This window comes from Bacillus sp. GW823-FHT06A11 (genome assembly GCF_058795355.1).
Genome location: NZ_JBXAHS010000001.1, coordinates 1,223,799 through 1,240,215 on the forward strand (window position 1 = coordinate 1,223,799; position 16,417 = coordinate 1,240,215).

Annotated in this window: 17 protein-coding genes; 7 read left to right on the forward strand and 10 right to left on the reverse strand. The window is 35.6% G+C overall.

Features of this window, described 5'->3' with window-relative positions:
* The first annotated feature begins 59 nt into the window (after positions 1-59).
* A complete protein-coding gene (locus AC1Q8L_RS06140; RefSeq protein WP_000730510.1) occupies positions 60-1,448 on the forward strand; it encodes a peptidase G2 autoproteolytic cleavage domain-containing protein in 1,389 nt (462 codons plus the stop codon).
* 48 nt (positions 1,449-1,496) lie between these two features.
* Here the strand turns inward: AC1Q8L_RS06140 and AC1Q8L_RS06145 are convergent, their stop codons facing one another.
* Genes AC1Q8L_RS06145 through AC1Q8L_RS06160 form a run of 4 tightly spaced genes read right to left on the reverse strand, consistent with a single transcriptional unit; the run spans position 1,497 to position 4,261 of the window.
* A complete protein-coding gene (locus AC1Q8L_RS06145; protein WP_001079097.1) occupies positions 1,497-2,390 on the reverse strand; it encodes an RluA family pseudouridine synthase in 894 nt (297 codons plus the stop codon).
* Between the two features lie 14 nt (positions 2,391-2,404).
* The gene (locus AC1Q8L_RS06150) at positions 2,405-3,202 is read right to left on the reverse strand and encodes an NAD kinase (protein ID WP_000673192.1); all 798 of its coding nucleotides are present in this window, start codon (positions 3,200-3,202) and stop codon (positions 2,405-2,407) included.
* 18 nt (positions 3,203-3,220) lie between these two features.
* Positions 3,221-3,859 carry a GTP diphosphokinase gene (yjbM, locus tag AC1Q8L_RS06155; protein ID WP_001081482.1) on the reverse strand — a complete coding sequence of 213 codons (639 nt, stop codon included), beginning with the start codon at positions 3,857-3,859 and terminating at the stop codon, positions 3,221-3,223.
* A 30-nt stretch (positions 3,860-3,889) separates the two neighbouring features.
* Positions 3,890-4,261 (reverse strand): UPF0738 family protein, encoded by a 372-nt coding sequence (locus tag AC1Q8L_RS06160; RefSeq protein WP_001180005.1) that lies wholly within the window; start codon positions 4,259-4,261, stop codon positions 3,890-3,892.
* A 144-nt stretch (positions 4,262-4,405) separates the two neighbouring features.
* On the opposite strand from AC1Q8L_RS06160, the gene AC1Q8L_RS06165 reads away from it, so the two are divergent.
* From AC1Q8L_RS06165 to AC1Q8L_RS06180, 4 genes are all read left to right on the forward strand, one after another.
* Positions 4,406-4,984 carry a CYTH domain-containing protein gene (locus tag AC1Q8L_RS06165; protein ID WP_000191117.1) on the forward strand — a complete coding sequence of 193 codons (579 nt, stop codon included), beginning with the start codon at positions 4,406-4,408 and terminating at the stop codon, positions 4,982-4,984.
* A gap of 168 nt (positions 4,985-5,152) precedes the next feature.
* Positions 5,153-5,551, forward strand: a complete 399-nt coding sequence (locus AC1Q8L_RS06170) for a globin domain-containing protein (RefSeq protein WP_000043386.1) — start codon at positions 5,153-5,155, stop codon at positions 5,549-5,551.
* Positions 5,551-6,444, forward strand: a complete 894-nt coding sequence (locus AC1Q8L_RS06175; RefSeq protein ID WP_025118083.1) for a ClpXP adapter SpxH family protein — start codon at positions 5,551-5,553, stop codon at positions 6,442-6,444. Before AC1Q8L_RS06170 ends, AC1Q8L_RS06175 begins: the two co-directional genes overlap by 1 nt.
* A gap of 229 nt (positions 6,445-6,673) precedes the next feature.
* Positions 6,674-6,847, forward strand: coding sequence for a hypothetical protein (locus tag AC1Q8L_RS06180; protein WP_000750352.1), 174 nt, complete (start codon positions 6,674-6,676; stop codon positions 6,845-6,847).
* 129 nt (positions 6,848-6,976) lie between these two features.
* On the opposite strand, the gene pepF is transcribed toward AC1Q8L_RS06180, so the two are convergent.
* From pepF to mecA, 4 genes are all read right to left on the reverse strand, one after another.
* Positions 6,977-8,803 carry an oligoendopeptidase F gene (gene pepF, locus AC1Q8L_RS06185; protein WP_000003348.1) on the reverse strand — a complete coding sequence of 609 codons (1,827 nt, stop codon included), beginning with the start codon at positions 8,801-8,803 and terminating at the stop codon, positions 6,977-6,979.
* Between the two features lie 50 nt (positions 8,804-8,853).
* Positions 8,854-10,098: a competence protein CoiA gene (locus AC1Q8L_RS06190; RefSeq protein WP_098311740.1), complete on the reverse strand. Its 1,245-nt coding sequence runs from the start codon at positions 10,096-10,098 to the stop codon at positions 8,854-8,856.
* Positions 10,099-10,178: 80 nt separating this feature from the next.
* Positions 10,179-11,723: a cardiolipin synthase gene (locus AC1Q8L_RS06195; RefSeq protein WP_000799191.1), complete on the reverse strand. Its 1,545-nt coding sequence runs from the start codon at positions 11,721-11,723 to the stop codon at positions 10,179-10,181.
* Positions 11,724-11,795: 72 nt separating this feature from the next.
* On the reverse strand, positions 11,796-12,479 hold the full coding sequence (mecA, locus tag AC1Q8L_RS06200) for an adaptor protein MecA (protein ID WP_000350715.1): 684 nt from the start codon (positions 12,477-12,479) through the stop codon (positions 11,796-11,798).
* Positions 12,480-12,824: 345 nt separating this feature from the next.
* Between mecA and AC1Q8L_RS06205 the strand changes: the two genes are divergently transcribed.
* On the forward strand, positions 12,825-13,499 hold the full coding sequence (locus tag AC1Q8L_RS06205) for a TerC family protein (protein ID WP_000362604.1): 675 nt from the start codon (positions 12,825-12,827) through the stop codon (positions 13,497-13,499).
* 49 nt (positions 13,500-13,548) lie between these two features.
* Here AC1Q8L_RS06205 and spx read toward each other — a convergent pair whose 3' ends face one another.
* A complete protein-coding gene (spx, locus tag AC1Q8L_RS06210; RefSeq protein WP_000258267.1) occupies positions 13,549-13,944 on the reverse strand; it encodes a transcriptional regulator Spx in 396 nt (131 codons plus the stop codon).
* A gap of 593 nt (positions 13,945-14,537) precedes the next feature.
* On the opposite strand from spx, the gene AC1Q8L_RS06215 reads away from it, so the two are divergent.
* The gene (locus tag AC1Q8L_RS06215; RefSeq protein ID WP_000559974.1) at positions 14,538-14,741 is read left to right on the forward strand and encodes a hypothetical protein; all 204 of its coding nucleotides are present in this window, start codon (positions 14,538-14,540) and stop codon (positions 14,739-14,741) included.
* Positions 14,742-14,768: 27 nt separating this feature from the next.
* Here AC1Q8L_RS06215 and AC1Q8L_RS06220 read toward each other — a convergent pair whose 3' ends face one another.
* Positions 14,769-16,415 (reverse strand): peptide ABC transporter substrate-binding protein, encoded by a 1,647-nt coding sequence (locus tag AC1Q8L_RS06220; RefSeq protein WP_098311741.1) that lies wholly within the window; start codon positions 16,413-16,415, stop codon positions 14,769-14,771.
* Positions 16,416-16,417 lie beyond the last annotated feature (2 nt).

Here is a 16,417-nt window from a genome sequence, read left to right on the forward strand (position 1 = left end):
TGCAATAAAGTGCATCTTTTTTTAATTACCCTACATATAATGTCGCAGGAGGTGACAGAATGAAGAAAAAATCTTCTAAACAAAAAAGAAAATTTCCCCCTTTATATCTGCCCATGTACGGAATTAACAACTGGTGTAGTATTCGGGCTGCAGCGATAGAAGAACTGGAAGAACAAGAGTCATCAAAAAAAAGCAAAGTAAAACCAACATATGTCTCTTTAGAAAATGCTGTGATGAGCCGCATAATCGATCGTAAAAAAATAAAGATGAAACAAAAAAATAAACAGCTCTCAAATCAAAATGAACAGGTACTACATTCTAACCAAACAGAAGAAAAGGCCGAAGAAAATATTTCTGTAGCAATAAATAAAAAAGTGGAACCAGAAATTCCAGCTGCTATTATAAACAAAGTAAAAAAAATAAAAGAGGCATTGGCTTCATCGAATGATATACAAACTGAAAAACCACTCATAATTGAGACACCTACACCTGAAAATACAAAAGTTAAAAGGGGCGGCCGATATGCATATGCGGAGGGGCTTCACTCTCATGCGGAGGGCATGGCAGCACATGCGGAAGGCTTATTAACACACGCAAAAGGTTCTTTCTCTCATGCAGAAGGATCAAACTCAAAAGCAACCGGACATAGTTCGCATAGTGAGGGAAGTGAAACGACAGCAAGCGGTGCTTATTCTCATGCGGAGGGTAAACAGACGATTGCTTTAGGCGAAGCAGCACACGCAGAAGGAACCGCAACTATCGCTAACGGATCCTCTTCTCATGCGGAAGGTCATCATACATCAACAGCTCATTTTGCAGGTAGCCATATTATGGGGCGCTTCGGCACTGCAGAAGAAGCTTATTCTTGGTTTATTGCAAATGGTGTAAACGACACCGACCATAATATCGGGGCTAAATGGCTTGCCCATAATGGAGAAATGTACATTGAGGGCGCGTCTTACAATGCAAGCGGAACGGATTTTGCACAAATGTTTGAAACAGAAGGTCATAAACCTATTGATGTCGGTTATTTCGTTACATTTAGTAGCGAAGAAAAAATTCGGATAGCTACTTCACACGATTCTTTCATTTTAGGAATATCTAGTGCAACCCCTGCACTTATAGGAAATAGCGGGGCTTTAAGTTGGCAAAAACGCTATAAAACAGATAACTTTGGAAAACGCCAATATGTATGGACGGAAACAGAAGAAATACAACCTCTTTTAAATACAGAATGGGATCCAGCTTGCAAATATGTAGCAAGAAAAGATCGCGCCGAGTGGCTTCCTGTCGGATTAATTGGACAAATGTTAGTACGTGATGACGGCACTTGCGAAGCACATGGATATTGTCGTCCAAATGACAATGGCATTGCTACAAAAGCCGAAAGTGGATTTTTCGTTATAAAGCGTACGGGTGAAAACCAAATTTTAATATTATTCCGCTAAGAAAAAAGGGAACAAAATTCTTTATAATATAAGAATTTTGTTCCCTTTTTAAGTATGCCGCAACACTTCTTGCATATCGCTTGGAAGCTTTATAGTGAAAGACATCTCTTTCTCTAAAATAGGATGATAAAACGTCAAAGATTTACTATGAAGTGCTTGCCGTTTCATTTCATCCCTTCTCCCTCCATATAAGCTATCACCAAGTAATGGATGTCCTATATGAGCCATATGCACACGAATTTGATGCGTTCTTCCTGTCTCAAGCTCAAGCCCTACATGTGTCTTATCATATGTACTATCAATTACTTTAAAATGAGTAACTGCCCTTTGTCCATCTTCACAAACCGTTCGCTCAATAATGCTATCAGATTTTCGACCAATTGGTGCATCAATCATTCCTTCTCGTTCTACAATCTTTCCGTGAACAATTGCTTCATACGTTCGTTTCACAGCTTTTTGTTGATGCTGCTTCGATAAAAGATGATGCACGAAACGATTTTTTGCAATAAGCATAAGCCCTGAAGTATCACGATCTAACCGTGTTACAATGTGCACTGTACTTGCAAGATGCTGCTTATCATAATGAGATAAAATCGCATTGGCAACACTCCCTGTCGGATGTTCTCTAGACGGAATCGTTGACATGTTCGCCTCTTTATCAATGATAAGAACCGCATCATCTTCATATACAATGCATAAAGGGATATCTTCTGCCATCATCCCTTCACTTCTTTCCTCGACTGGAAAAAAGACACTTAATTCTTCACCAGCGCGCAACTGATGACGAACACTCGCATGTTGACTATTTACTTCAATTGCCCCGCCGTGAAACTTTATATCGGTTAAAGCGGCTTTAGAAATACCTTTCGTTTTCAAAAATTCCCTAACTAAAGTTCCCTCTTCAGCCAGCTCTATATCCCATTTCAATGTAAATCTGTTCAAATATATAACCCTTTCTATTTATCTGCAACAAACGAGTCACGAACTCGTTTCCAGAACGGGAACGGGCGGAAACGAACAAATCGTACTTTCTCGTTTGCGACGCGATACTGGATTGATTTCACATCTTGATGGACCATTGTTAAATGATCCACTGTAATTTGTAAGTTCATTCCTGTAGCCGGCTTTAACACACATGTATGATGCTTCGGCAATACGAGTGGCGATCCTACAGTACGAAACACACGATTGTTAATGGACGCCATTTCTGCAATTTGAATCGCTTCAATAGATGGGTGAATAATTGCTCCGCCAAGCGCTTTATTATACGCAGTACTTCCTGAAGGAGTAGAAATACAAAGACCGTCCCCGCGGAATGTTTCAAAATATTCTCCGCGTATTTCTACTTCTGTTACTAATGTACCTTCTGCACTTTTTACAGTCGCCTCATTCATCGCTAAATACTGTGACTCTTTACTTCCATTCACATAGCGAATAATAACTTCTAAAAGCGGATATTCCACCACTTGGAATGGTGTTTTTGCAATCGCAATTACTAATTTCTCTACTTCTGTCGGTAACCAATCTGCATAGAAACCTAAATGTCCTGTATGTACACCAACAAATGCTGTTTCATCCAATCGATTATAATAACGATGAAACGCATACAAAAGCGTTCCATCTCCCCCAACAGAAATTACAATATCGGGTTCCTTTTCATCCATTATAAATCCAAAATCTAGCAAGTACTCTTTCATCGTGCTTGCCAGTGTATCTGATGATTGATCTCCCTTTGACATAATTGTAAATTTCATCGCCCAACACCCTTTAGTTTATGATTCGGAATCTTTCGTTTCTTGCTTTCTTGAAAAAGCCTTTTGCGCTTCTTGAATCTCAAGACGAATAGAAGACATTTCTTCATCTAATAAAAACGCCGCTTCAGCTGCACGTTGCAAGCGTATTTTAATATCTTCAGGAAAACGTCCACTATATTTATAATTTAAAGAATGCTCAATTGTTGCCCAAAAGTTCATTGCTAGCGTGCGTATTTGGATTTCTACCAATACTTTTTGTTCACCCTGAATCGTTTGAACAGGATAACTAATGACAACATGATAAGAACGATAACCGCTATCTTTCTTTTGCGTGACATAATCACGTTCTTCCACGATTTCAAAGTCATTTCGTTTTCGAAGATATTCTACAACAGGCTTAATCTCATCAACAAATTGACACATCATTCTAAGCCCAGCAATATCCTGCATATCTTCTCTCAATCGGTCTAGCGGTACATTTCTCTTCTCCGCTTTATCAATAATACTTGCAACCGACTTTACCCTTCCTGTTACAAACTCAATTGGAGAATGCTCTGTTAACATTGCAAATTGAGTACGCATTCCTTTTAGTTTCACTTTCAGCTCTGCCACCGCTTGGTGGTAAGGTGCTAAAAATTCTTCCCAATTTCGATTCATTTCAACCACCACCAAAATCAATCCATTTGCTTATAGAAATACTTTTTCTACAGCAGTTACTAATTCTTCTCCGTAATTTGCATTACCTTCAATATTTTCAACTAAATATTCTACTTCTTCTTTTAATCCTTCTAATTCCATTTCAATGTCATTCACGCTAACGAACATAACCACATCGTTATTCATCGCTTCATGCATTGCTTCCCAGCATGTGTGCGGAATACTTACATAAATAAAAGATGATTCATTTTCTAAGATATATAAAAATGATAAATTGTCTGAGTCTACAAGTACGTGATTACGTGCACTTAACTCCTTTACCTCTATTTCACTATTTTCCGCACAAAAAATAAGAGCATTCTCTCTCTTTTCTACGCTCTTAACTTGGATTTTATTTTGCATGCTCTAACTCCTCCATCTCAACTTCCTGTCTTACTTAACAGTATTATTGTATCATAACATGGACGCAAACAAATAAAACATTGAACCAAATTTATGAAAAAGCGATAATGTGTAAAGAATTATTTTTCAAAAGGAGATTATACAATGACACAAGAAATTGAAATTGAATTCAAAAATATCGTTACAAAAGAAGAATTCGATACATTATGCAAATCGTTTTCTATTGAAGCATTTACGAAACAAGTGAATCACTACTTTGAAACACCTGACTTCTCGTTAAAAGAAGCTGGCTCTGCACTTCGTATTCGTCATAAAGGAGAAACTTATACGTTAACGTTGAAACAACCTGCAGAAATCGGTTTATTAGAAACGCATCAAATCGTAACAGAAGACGAAGCAAAAATAATGATGGAAACAAACACAATCATTCAAGGAGCAGTAGTAGATCAATTACACAAATTACAAATTCCTGTTTCTGCTTTAACATATATGGGTAGTTTAACAACAGAAAGAGCAGAAACATTATTTAAAGGCGGAACGCTTGTCTTTGATCATAGTTTCTATTACAATCACGATGATTATGAAATTGAATTTGAAGTGCAAGATGAAGAAACAGGAAAAGCTGCATTTATTCATTTATTAACGCAACATAACATACCTGTTCGTCATACAAATAACAAAGTAAAACGCTTTTTCCTTGCCAAACAAAACAAAGCACGCTAAAGTGAAAATTCCACTAGTGAATATGTTTCGCTAGTGGATATACCTCACTAAAAAAATTTACATCCGTAGAATAAGCAAAGAATCTTTGAGAAGGCTGTTTATTTGCCCTCTCGAACATTCCATTGCTACAATAGATATACATTTCATGGAAAAAGGAGTTTATAAAGGATGAGCAAGCAACCGATGACACCATTTGAAGCAATTGGCGGTGAACAATGCATTGCAATATTAGTAGATACATTTTATTCCTATGTCAGTAAACACCCTGACTTATCTCCCATCTTCCCGGAAGATTTAACAGAAACCGCTAGGAAGCAGAAGCAATTTTTAACACAATATTTAGGTGGTCCTAATTTGTACACTGAAGAACATGGTCATCCTATGTTAAGAGCACGCCATCTTCCGTTTGAGATTACTCCAAAACGAGCAGAGGCTTGGCTATCATGTATGGAGCAAGCAATGGATGATACTGGAGTGCATGGTCATATAAGAGAGTTTGTTTTTGAACGTTTAGCATTAACCGCTCAGCATATGGTTAATACTCCAAACGAAACAGGTGAAGTGTAATGGATAAGCAGGAAGCAAAGCATATAAATATGCCATCTCCTTCCGCATGCGAGCATAAGTCTGTAGAAGCATATTTATTTATTGATCCACTTTGTAAAGATTGCTGGGAAATTGAGCCTTTTATTATTAAACTATGGCTTGAATACGGGAAATACTTCTCTATTCGTCATATCGTAACAGGAAAAGTGGATGGAACGAACGCTTCCTCACACAAATGGAATAAACCTGCTAATATTCGATTTGTGTGGGAAAAGACAACAAGTTTACAAGGTTTTTCATGTGATGGAAAGGTACATATGCAAGAAGCATCGTCAACACCATATTTAGTTTCGATGGCGATTAAGGCAGCGGAGTTACAGGGCCGAAAAGCAGGTTCGAAGTTTTTGCGAAAACTCCAAGAATACATTTTCCTTGAAAATGTATCAACCCCTGACTGCGAACTATTACTTGCATGTGCGAAAGATAGCAATATTGATGTAGAAGAATTTAAAAAAGATCTACATTCTGCTAGTGCAAAAAAAGCTTTCCAATGTGACTTGAAATTCACGAATGAAATGCATATTACAGAAATACCCTCCCTCGTCTTTTTTCATGCGAACTCAGATGAAGAAGGTATTAAAATCGCTGGAAATTATTCCTACGATGTATACGTACAATTATTGAAAGAACTTGTAAAATGTGAAATTGAGCCAGAACCATTACCACCTTTAGAAGTGCTACTAGAAGCAACACAATTTATATCTTCAAAAGAAGTAGCATTTATTTATGACTGTCCGCAACAAGAAATTGAGCGCGAGCTTAAAAAATTACAACTGAAACGAAAAGTACAAATGATTGAAGTAAAATGCGAACGTTATTGGAAATGGATAGCAAAAGAAGAAGACCTGGTGTAAACACCAGGTCTTCTTCTTTACGGCTTATAAAAATATTAAAGGGGATGGGAGAAATTTTCACGTTCAAACAAAGGGGTATATGTTTGTATGTGAATTCGTTCACGCTTATTATATTACAAGATTCGACGTCAGATGACAACCCCTTTTGTCGAATTTCACACTTTTGTCACATTCTAAACGTTTTCATTTTTGAATAAGCTATAAAAAAGGTCATTTAGGGGGTTTATTTATGAAAAAATCTTATATTGCTCTTCTCTTTCTAGCTGTCATCATTTCTTTTTTCTTGTACATCCTCTCTCTACTACAAGCTTTTCCTAAAATTATTGCCTTACCTCTTTTATTCGGAATCATCGTTATCACTCTCTCTTATTTCAATCATAAAAAACGATTCAAAGGGTTTTAATTTCAAAAATCAGCCATAAAACTATCCTTTCAGTTAGAAAAACAAAGAAATTCACCTTGTTTTTTCGACATATATCGACATTTAATCTATTCAAAAAAAGACGAGGATACAATCCCTCGTCTTTTTTCATTACTTTTCTTCAAATAATAATGCTTCTAATTCATTTAATTTCTCTTCAAATACTTGTAGTGCCTCTTTTACTGGTTCAGGAGATGCCATATCTACTCCTGCTTTTTTCAGCACTTCAATTGGGTAATCAGAGCTTCCTGCTTTTAAGAACTCGTTAATATAACGTTCTACTGCTGGTTGTCCTTCTTCTAAAATCTGTTTAGATAGAGCTGTCGCTGCACTAAATCCTGTTGCGTATTGATATACGTAATAGTTGTAGTAGAAGTGTGGAATACGAGACCATTCTAAACCAATCTCTTCGTCGATTACTAAAGCGTCACCGAAATATTTCTTATTTAAATCATAGTAGATTTCCGTTAGCATATCTGGCGTAACAGCATGTCCTTCTTGTACTTTCTTATGAATAATATGTTCAAACTCTGCAAACATCGTTTGACGGAATACAGTACCACGGAATCCTTCTAAATAATGATTTAATAAATATAGACGCTCTTTCTTATCTTCTGTCGTTTTTAATAAATAATCATTTAGAAGCGCTTCATTACAAGTTGATGCCACTTCTGCTACGAAGATGGAATAATCACCATATACGTGCGGTTGTGTTTTTCTTGTATAGTAACTATGCACCGAATGGCCAAACTCATGAGCAAGTGTAAATAAATTATTTACATTATCATGCCAGTTCATTAAAATATACGGATTTGTTCCATATGCACCAGATGAGTATGCCCCGCTTCGTTTTCCTTTATTCTCATACACATCTACCCAGCGATTTTCATATGCCTCTTTCAAAATATCAACATATTCATCACCAAGTACGTTTAAAGATTTTAATAAAAGGTCTTGCGCTTCTTCGTATTTCACATTCATTTTCACTTCTGGTACAAGTGGTGTATATAAATCATACATATGAAGCTCATCAAGTCCTAATGCACGCTTACGAATATCGATGTAACGGTGTAATAAATGTAAGTTGTCATTTACCGTTTCAACGAGTTGATCGTATACTGCTTCCGGAATATTATTATTGCTCAGTGCAGCTTGGCGAGCAGAATCATATTTACGAACACGCGCATTGAAATTATTACGTTTTACTGCTCCACTTAACGTACTTGCGAATGTATTTTTAAATTTCCCATACGTTTCATATACAGCTTTAAATGCATCTTTGCGAACACGAGGATCATCACTTTCTAAAAACTGAATGTAACGACCATGTGTAATTTCTATTTCTTCTCCGTCTTCACCTTTAATAGATGGGAATTTTAAATCTGCGTTATTCAACATACCGAATGTATTGCTTGATGAACTCATTACTTCAGATGCTTCCGCTAATAAAGCCTCCTCAGCTTCTGATAATACGTGCGGGCGTTGACGTGTAATTTCTTCTAATGCATGTTCATATACACTTAAATCTCTATTTTCCTTCAAGAATGTTTGCAGTGTATCTTCTGAAATCGATAAAATTTCAGGCACAATATACGCTGTGCTACTAGATACTTGTGAATATAAATTTGTTGCGCGATCATTTAATGCTTGATATACAGAGTTTGTTGTATCTTGATCGTAACGCATATGAGCATATGTATATAGCTTACCTAATCGCATTGAAATTTCATCTTCATATTGCAATGCCTCAAGTAAATTGTCCGCAGAGTCACCAAGTTTCCCTTTAAATTCAGTTAACTTCGGTAATAGCTCTTTAATAGCCTGGAATTCTTTTTCCCATTCTGCATCCGTTTGGAAAATATCTTCTAATCGCCACGTACTTGCTTCTTCAATCTCGTTGCGATCTGGTAATGCTTTCGCTTTGTTTTGTTCAGACATTCTTTAAGCCCTCCTTTAAATATCTCTACTTAAGTACAATTCGTTTTTTCTTATGTAATTCCTTCACAATCATTCTTTATTATATCCCCTTTTCCTCCTCTCATGTTAAAATTTGCCTCAAATAAAGATAGCGCATGTATTAAGCAAATCTCATCATGTTTCATAATTTCCTCCTCTGTTTTTAACATCACGGCATCCCTTATTTTTCGGTACGTATAACTTCCCACTTTATGCAATACACCTATATAGCATAAAAATGTCATATATTCAGTAACTGCCACTTTCCATGTGTGCTGTGAAAAGTACGGAAGTATCCGCCTTTTCGTATACCTTTTTACATAACTACACACATATTGAAGAGAAATACACTCTCCTACTGCAAGCCCCCCTATACACTTCATATATAGAAAAGCTTGCCATATAAATGGGTTTGTTTGAAAAGCAAATCCAGAAGGGAGTGGAACACCAATTTCAGAAGGAAAGCTCGCTGGGGTACATTTAAATTGATATAAGAGGCGTAATAATGACTTATAGTTATAATTCCAAATAGGCAGAGCGTTTTGCCGAAAATAATCCTTTCGCTTCTTCCATTCTCGTTCTAATATTTCCTTTTTGAAAGGAACAGGAGAAAAAAGCATTTCAAAAGTAGTCGTTTCAATTGGTAAATATATAATATGTGAGAAAGAGACGCTTGTAGAAAATGAAGTGATAAATGCACATTTCATAAATGATTTTTCTTTCGAACAGAAGAAAATAAGAAATGGTTGAGGATAAGATTGTAAGGAGAAAGCCATAAGTGAGGAGAATTTCATCCAATATGCCGATTGCTTTTTCAATTGATTTCCACCAACGATCCAAATGACCTGTATACCAGCTCGCCAATATGAATAGGTTCTTTTGTACAGCTGCTCTATAGCAAGGTTTGCACATTGGTATTCAATTGCAATTTTTTTGCCCGCCCTCTCTACAAAAATATCTGGTCGTTGCTTAATTTCCGGAAGGTAGTACTCAATATCCACCTGAAAGTTTTGACGTTTGAACCATCTATATAACAATTCTTTACCGTGCATATGATACGTTGATTCCGCTTCATAAAAGGCAAGACATGAATCCACTTTTTTATGAGCAAAATGCCAACTTTTTTGTTTCCCTAATTTCATTTGCACTTCCTTTCCACAAGCTACACAAAAGAATCGTTCCTGTTGGCGCATACGGCGCAAAAGCTCTTCATTACAATTATAGAGTAAATGAATTTTTTCTCCGTTTTCTCTTTTAGCTATAAATATCTGAATCACACCCTTTCAGCTCCTTATATTCTACAATTTATTACAAATTCCTTTTAAAAAAGAGATGTCCCAATTTCGGACATCTCTTTTTATAATAATGGCGATAATAACCGGTACGTTGATTCAACAATTCGTCTATGCAGACGCCTTTTATGAAAACGATCGACGTGAATTTCACTGGATTCTTCTAAATCGTCTTTAAAGTCTTGAACAAGTCTTTTAATGCTATCTGTATCATATAAAAAGGCATTTACTTCAAAATTCAAATGAAAACTTCTCATATCCATATTAGCTGTCCCAATTGAAGCTAAATCAGAATCAACGATGACAATTTTACTATGAAGAAAGCCTTTTTCGTATTCATATATCTTTACTCCTGCGTCTAAAAGCTCCGGGAAGTACGATCTCGATGCGTAAAAGACAGTACGCTTATCAGGTTTACTCGGCATTAATAAACGAACATCAATACCAGCAAGTGCAGCAACCTTTAATGCGGATAAAATATCATCATCCGGAATAAAATACGGCGTTGCAATCCAAATAGATTTCCGAGCAGAAGCGATCATTGCGAAATATAAATGCTTAATCGTTTCCCACTTATTATCGGGGCCGCCTGCGACTAGCTGTACTCCTCCCCAATGATCACCCTCAACTGCTTTTGCTTGTAAATATTCCGGAGCTAGCACAGCCTCTCCAGTCATATAAAACCAATCTTGAAGGAAAATAAGCTGTAAACTTTGAACCGCTTCACCACGTAAATACAAATGCGTGTCTCGCCAAAAGCCAAAATATTTACTTTTTCCTAAATACTCATCACCGATATTTAATCCGCCTACAAACCCTTCGTTCCCATCAATCACAACAATTTTCCTATGATTTCGATAATTAATCTTATCGTTTAAAATCGGAAAGCGCACAGGAAAGAACGGAATCATTTCTACACCTGCATCGTTTAATTCTTCAATATACGATTTCGATAACTTAAAACTTCCAACCGCATCATATAAAAAGCGAACAACAACGCCCTCTTTTGATTTTTGTATTAAAATATCTTTAATTTCTGTTCCTAATTTATCATCACGCACAATGTAATATTCCATATGAATGTGATGTTTCGCTCGTTTTAACCCATTTAAAATGGCCTGAAACGTTTCATCTCCATTTGTTAATGTCCTCGTTTCAGTTTGAAATGAAATATTTAAAGCACCTAATCGATCCGCTAAACGAAATAACAATTCTTGATGCTTATGATTGCGTAAAATTCGTTCTTCGTAATCTTCATGCCCTTTATATTGTAAAAACGCCTGTTCATCAAGTAACGCTTTCTTTTGAAACATTCTTTTTCTCCGAAAATTTTGTCCAAATAATAAATAAGCAAAGAAGCCAAATACTGGAAAAATCCCTAACACAATTAACCATGTAAGTGTTTTAGATGGATGGCGATTTTCTAAGAAAATAACGCAACCAATTAAAAACGCAGATACTGTAAATAAAATACTAATAATACCTAAAATCGAAACATCTTTTATCCCAATCACATCTGAATAAAATGCTACATCAATAAACATACGTAACGAAACAAATAATGCGAACAATAGCAGGATAAAGAAAATCAGCTTTAACGTATTTTTCATCTCTTACCTCCTAACTAAGAAAGCTTTCCTATTCTTCATATAAAAAGCCGATTTCATACTACAGAAATCGGCCTACGTTTTAGCAGGAAAATTATTGCGAATCGTTTCAAGCGCATGCTCTTTCACAATTTGTTTTCCATACTCACTTACACGATGAATTGTTAAAGTTGATTCTTCCCCATATTCTAAAACAATACTTAAAATACGATCGATTTCTTCTTCATCATGTAGCACTTCATCGAATTCCACATATACATAATAGCGGTCCTCAAATGAATACAGCTCATCTTTTATATCTTCAAAGATAAGACGATGACTTAATGAAATGACATCTTCAAAATCATTAAATTTAATTAAAAAGCCAAACGTACCATCTTCATTAAAGTTTGTTCCTGTTTGTTCTTCTACCTCTTCGACTAACTCTTGTTGGAATAATGATTCGATGCCTTCATCTAGAGGAATATCTATAATTTTGTCTACCCCTATCGGTAGTTCCAGCTTTTGTCCGTCCTTTGAAAGCTCTGCTTTCGTGACAAGTACTTCAATCCCTTTATCGACTGCTTGCACTTGAATCCATAACGGCCCATCAATAAAGAAATCGTCATGATCACGAGCTTCGTCCATCATCTCCCAAAAGAGCTCTTCACTTCGTTCGCGATCATACCAAATTTCTTCACGATTAAATCCTCTATCCTCTATATCAATGTACGTAATAAAAAATTTCATCGTATGATCATTAATTCTTTCAATATCCAAAATACAACTCTCCCTTCCTGCTTAGAATTGTTATGAAGGGATTCCCCACTCATATGACAAATCAATAGATTCTTGTACTCTCATTTTATGATAAGATTCTCCAGAATGGAAATAAAATCGATTTATTTTACAAAAATAGTTATATGCCTATCTTTACTCGATTAACTACATAAATATATTATTATAGCGATTTCTTACTTACAAAAAATTTGGACATACATTTCCACATTCCCCCGTACACTGTAATAAAGTGAAACTTCTATTGAAAGAGATTATTTAACAACAACTTTCTGCATCACATACATACAGTTCGCTTATTAAAACATCATAAATGGAGGCAGACGAATGGACTTAGAGTTTTTAACATCCGTACTAATGATTGTCGGTATCGATGTTGTATTAGGTGGTGACAATGCAATCGTCATCGCACTAGCTAGCCGAAATTTACCTGAATCGAAACGAAATAAAGCTATTTTGATCGGTACTCTTTTAGCAATCGTACTAAGAATTATCCTTACTATACTAGCTGTCTATTTACTCGACATTCCATTCCTACAATTGATTGGCGGGGTTTTACTTACATTAATTGCAGTCAATTTATTAACTGATGATAGCAACGACCTTTCTGCCATTCAAGGAAAAACAACTTTATTTCAAGCAGTGCGGACAATTGTTTTCGCGGATCTCGTTATGGGGTTTGATAATGTTATTGCCATTGCAGGTGCAGCTCACGGGAGATTTTTACTCGTCATAATCGGCTTACTCATTTCTATCCCTATTATTATTTGGGGAAGTAAACTTATTTTAATACTTATGGAACGATTTCCATTCCTCATTTATTGCGGTGCAGCAATTCTTGCCTATACTGCAGGGAAAATGGTTACACATGAAGACAGACTTGCTACCTTTTTTCATAACAACCCAAGTTTCACTGCAAGCATTCCTTATTTGTTCATTTTCACTATTTTATGCATCGGCTTTATCGTAAAACAAGTTCGATTACGCAATGTGAAACATTAAAAAAAACCTTCTACTATATAATAGGTAGAAGGTTTTCATATTATTATAATTAATTTACAAGACGTTGTGCTTCACGTAATTGGAACGTTCTTACTGTACGTGGTAAGAAACGGCGAATTTCGTCTTCATTGTAACCAACTTGAAGGCGTTTCTCGTCAATCATAATTGGACGACGTAAAATCCCCGGATAGTCACGAATCATCTTATATAAATCTTGAAGTGGTAAAGATTCTAAGTTTACATTCAATTCTTGGAAAACTTTCGAACGAGTAGAAATAATCTCATCCGTTCCGCTTTCTGTCATACGTAAAATCTCTTTAATTTCCTCAATCGTTAATGGATCTGAGAAAATATTACGTTCTGTATAGGGAATATGATTTTCCTCTAGCCATAATTTCGCCTTTCTACAAGACGTACAGCTTGGAGAACTATATAATGTTACCATACAAAGCTCACTCTCCTTAAAGAGTACAAATTCTGTACTACATACAGTTTTAATTTCTAACTTAAGCAATTTTTCGCGATAACTTGTCTTATTGAAAAGTACAAAAATCGCATTTCATGTAAGCAACAACTTATAATAAACAACAATTACTTTTAATAAGTAACTTCTATAATCATTATACAATAGATTTTGCAAGAAATATACAGTAAATTTCCTGCTAGTTGAGAAAACTCTTCCGTGTATTCCACTGCTATGTAACATGATTACGCTCAATTTAGCTGTACTTGAACAATAACTTTCAACCCTTTTAGTACTCACTTCCTCTAGATTCTTCATATAATATATAGTTATTTATCTATAATCTTCCCTATGAAAAAGAGAACGTTTTCTTACTTTTTCCTGATAAATCAATTAAGAAATGTAAGACTATACAAATGAGAATAAAAAGGAACATTTGTTCTTATTCTAACAAACATTCTCTCTCCTGTCTACACGATTTCTAAAGTAAATTAAATATTTTTCTGACATTTCTTTCTTTTTCATTTTTTATCTCATACAATAAACATACAGACAGGCAAAGGGGGAGTTTTCAAATGATTGCGTTTTTTATTGATTTTATTACGGTTGCTACCCTCATCATCGGAATAACAGCATTAATCGGTGTCATTACAAATAGCATCGGCGAAAAGCTCTTTGGTGGAAAAGAAAAAATGAAGTTTGTTAACAAAAGTTTGGATGTGCAATCCGGCTGGAATCAAGTTGGCGGAAAAGGCATTTATAAGAAACGAACGTATTAAAAAAAGCAGGTGGTTAGCCTGCTTTTTTTATTTTCCTAGGGATGCCCATTTGAAGCTCACATCGGGGCCATATTTATGGTTGTACATATCTTTAATTGTTTCTCTTTGTAAGTATGCTCTACCACGTTGGTATACTGGAACAATCGCAGCGTCATCAAGTAACATTTTTTCTGCCTCAAGTAAGTTTTTCCAGCGAGCATTTACATCGCTTCCATCTTTTTTCGCTTTCATAATGATTTCATCGTATTTCGGATTAGAGTACTTCATCTTATTTTGTGACCCATCTGTTACAAACATATCAAGATATGTAATCGGATCTGGGAAGTCTGCCCCCCATCCAGAGAATGACATGACATAATCACCCGCATCTTCTAATTTTAGTTTTTGTGCGAATGGTTGTTGTTTAATTTTCACTGTTAAACCTGGTAAATTTTTTTCTAATTCACCTTTTAAATATTCACCAGTTTTCTTAGATAACTCTACATCTTCATTTAATAATTCTAATTCGATTTCATTTTTACCAAGTTCTTTTTTGCCAGCTTCCCAATATTTCTTCGCTTCTTTCACGTTTGGTTTTACAATATCCCCGTTTACAGCACGGAAATCTTTTTTATCTGGTCCTTTAATGAAGTTATCAGGAATTAATCCTGTCGCTGCCTTAGAACCGTTATTTAATAATGTATCAACGAACGGCTTACGATCAAAAGCAAGTGAAATTGCTTTACGAATATTTTTATTTGCTAAAGCTGGATCTTTTTGATTTAAGCGTAGGAAAAATACAGATGTCTCTTCTACTGTTTTGAAATCTGGTTTTCCTTTATATTTATCGATGAACTCTGCTAATAACGTCGCTCGATCGATTGCATTTGTTTCATATAAGTTAATTGGCGTAGATGTATCTTTTACAATATTAAAGTTTACTTCTTCAAGCTTCACTTCTTTATTGTCCCAATATGATGAGCTCTTTGTCATTTTAAAACTGCGTTCATGCTGCCAATCGCTTAATGTAAACGGTCCGTTATAAAGTGTTGTATTTGCTTCTAAACCAAACTTCGCACCTTGCTCTTTCACAAATTTCTCATTCACAGGATAAAAGATTGGATATACCATTAAATCTACAAGATATGGAATAGAATTGTCTAATTCTACTTCTAATGTGTAATCATCAATTGCTTTTACACCTAATTGATCAGGACGCATCTCTTTTTTGTTAATTTTCTCTGCATTTTTTATATCATACATAATGTATGCTGATTTCGCAGCTGTGTCTGGATTGATCGCTCTTTGCCATGCGTATACAAAATCTTTCGCTGTTAAAGGCTCACCGTTTGACCATTTCGCGTCTTCACGTAATTTAAATGTATATTTTTTACCGTCTTCTGACTTTTCAAATTCTTTTGCTACACCTGGAACTAACTTATCATCTTTTCCAAGGCGGTATAGACCTTCCATCGTGTTGTTCATTACTTTTGAAGAAACTGCGTCAGCTGATAATGCTGGGTCCATCGTTGGAATTTCTTGTGTTTCAATTAAATTAAGAACTTGCTTCGCATCGCTTTTCCCGCTATCCCCTTTTGCGTTTGCTTGCGGTTCATCTTTTTGATAGCTACATGCCCCTAACATCATGCTCATTGCTACTGTTGATACTACAAAAACTGGTATCTTTTTTTTCATAC

Coding starts and splice junctions, on each gene's coding strand:
- AC1Q8L_RS06140 (WP_000730510.1), top strand. CDS start 60: ATGAAGAAAAAATCTTCTAAACAAAAAAGAAAATTTCCCCCTTTATAT.
- AC1Q8L_RS06150 (WP_000673192.1), bottom strand. CDS start 3,202: ATGAAATTTACAATTATGTCAAAGGGAGATCAATCATCAGATACACTG.
- yjbM (WP_001081482.1), bottom strand. CDS start 3,859: ATGAATCGAAATTGGGAAGAATTTTTAGCACCTTACCACCAAGCGGTG.
- AC1Q8L_RS06160 (WP_001180005.1), bottom strand. CDS start 4,261: ATGCAAAATAAAATCCAAGTTAAGAGCGTAGAAAAGAGAGAGAATGCT.
- AC1Q8L_RS06165 (WP_000191117.1), top strand. CDS start 4,406: ATGACACAAGAAATTGAAATTGAATTCAAAAATATCGTTACAAAAGAA.
- AC1Q8L_RS06170 (WP_000043386.1), top strand. CDS start 5,153: ATGAGCAAGCAACCGATGACACCATTTGAAGCAATTGGCGGTGAACAA.
- AC1Q8L_RS06175 (WP_025118083.1), top strand. CDS start 5,551: ATGGATAAGCAGGAAGCAAAGCATATAAATATGCCATCTCCTTCCGCA.
- AC1Q8L_RS06180 (WP_000750352.1), top strand. CDS start 6,674: ATGAAAAAATCTTATATTGCTCTTCTCTTTCTAGCTGTCATCATTTCT.
- pepF (WP_000003348.1), bottom strand. CDS start 8,803: ATGTCTGAACAAAACAAAGCGAAAGCATTACCAGATCGCAACGAGATT.
- AC1Q8L_RS06195 (WP_000799191.1), bottom strand. CDS start 11,723: ATGAAAAATACGTTAAAGCTGATTTTCTTTATCCTGCTATTGTTCGCA.
- AC1Q8L_RS06205 (WP_000362604.1), top strand. CDS start 12,825: ATGGACTTAGAGTTTTTAACATCCGTACTAATGATTGTCGGTATCGAT.
- spx (WP_000258267.1), bottom strand. CDS start 13,944: ATGGTAACATTATATAGTTCTCCAAGCTGTACGTCTTGTAGAAAGGCG.
- AC1Q8L_RS06215 (WP_000559974.1), top strand. CDS start 14,538: ATGATTGCGTTTTTTATTGATTTTATTACGGTTGCTACCCTCATCATC.
- AC1Q8L_RS06220 (WP_098311741.1), bottom strand. CDS start 16,415: ATGAAAAAAAAGATACCAGTTTTTGTAGTATCAACAGTAGCAATGAGC.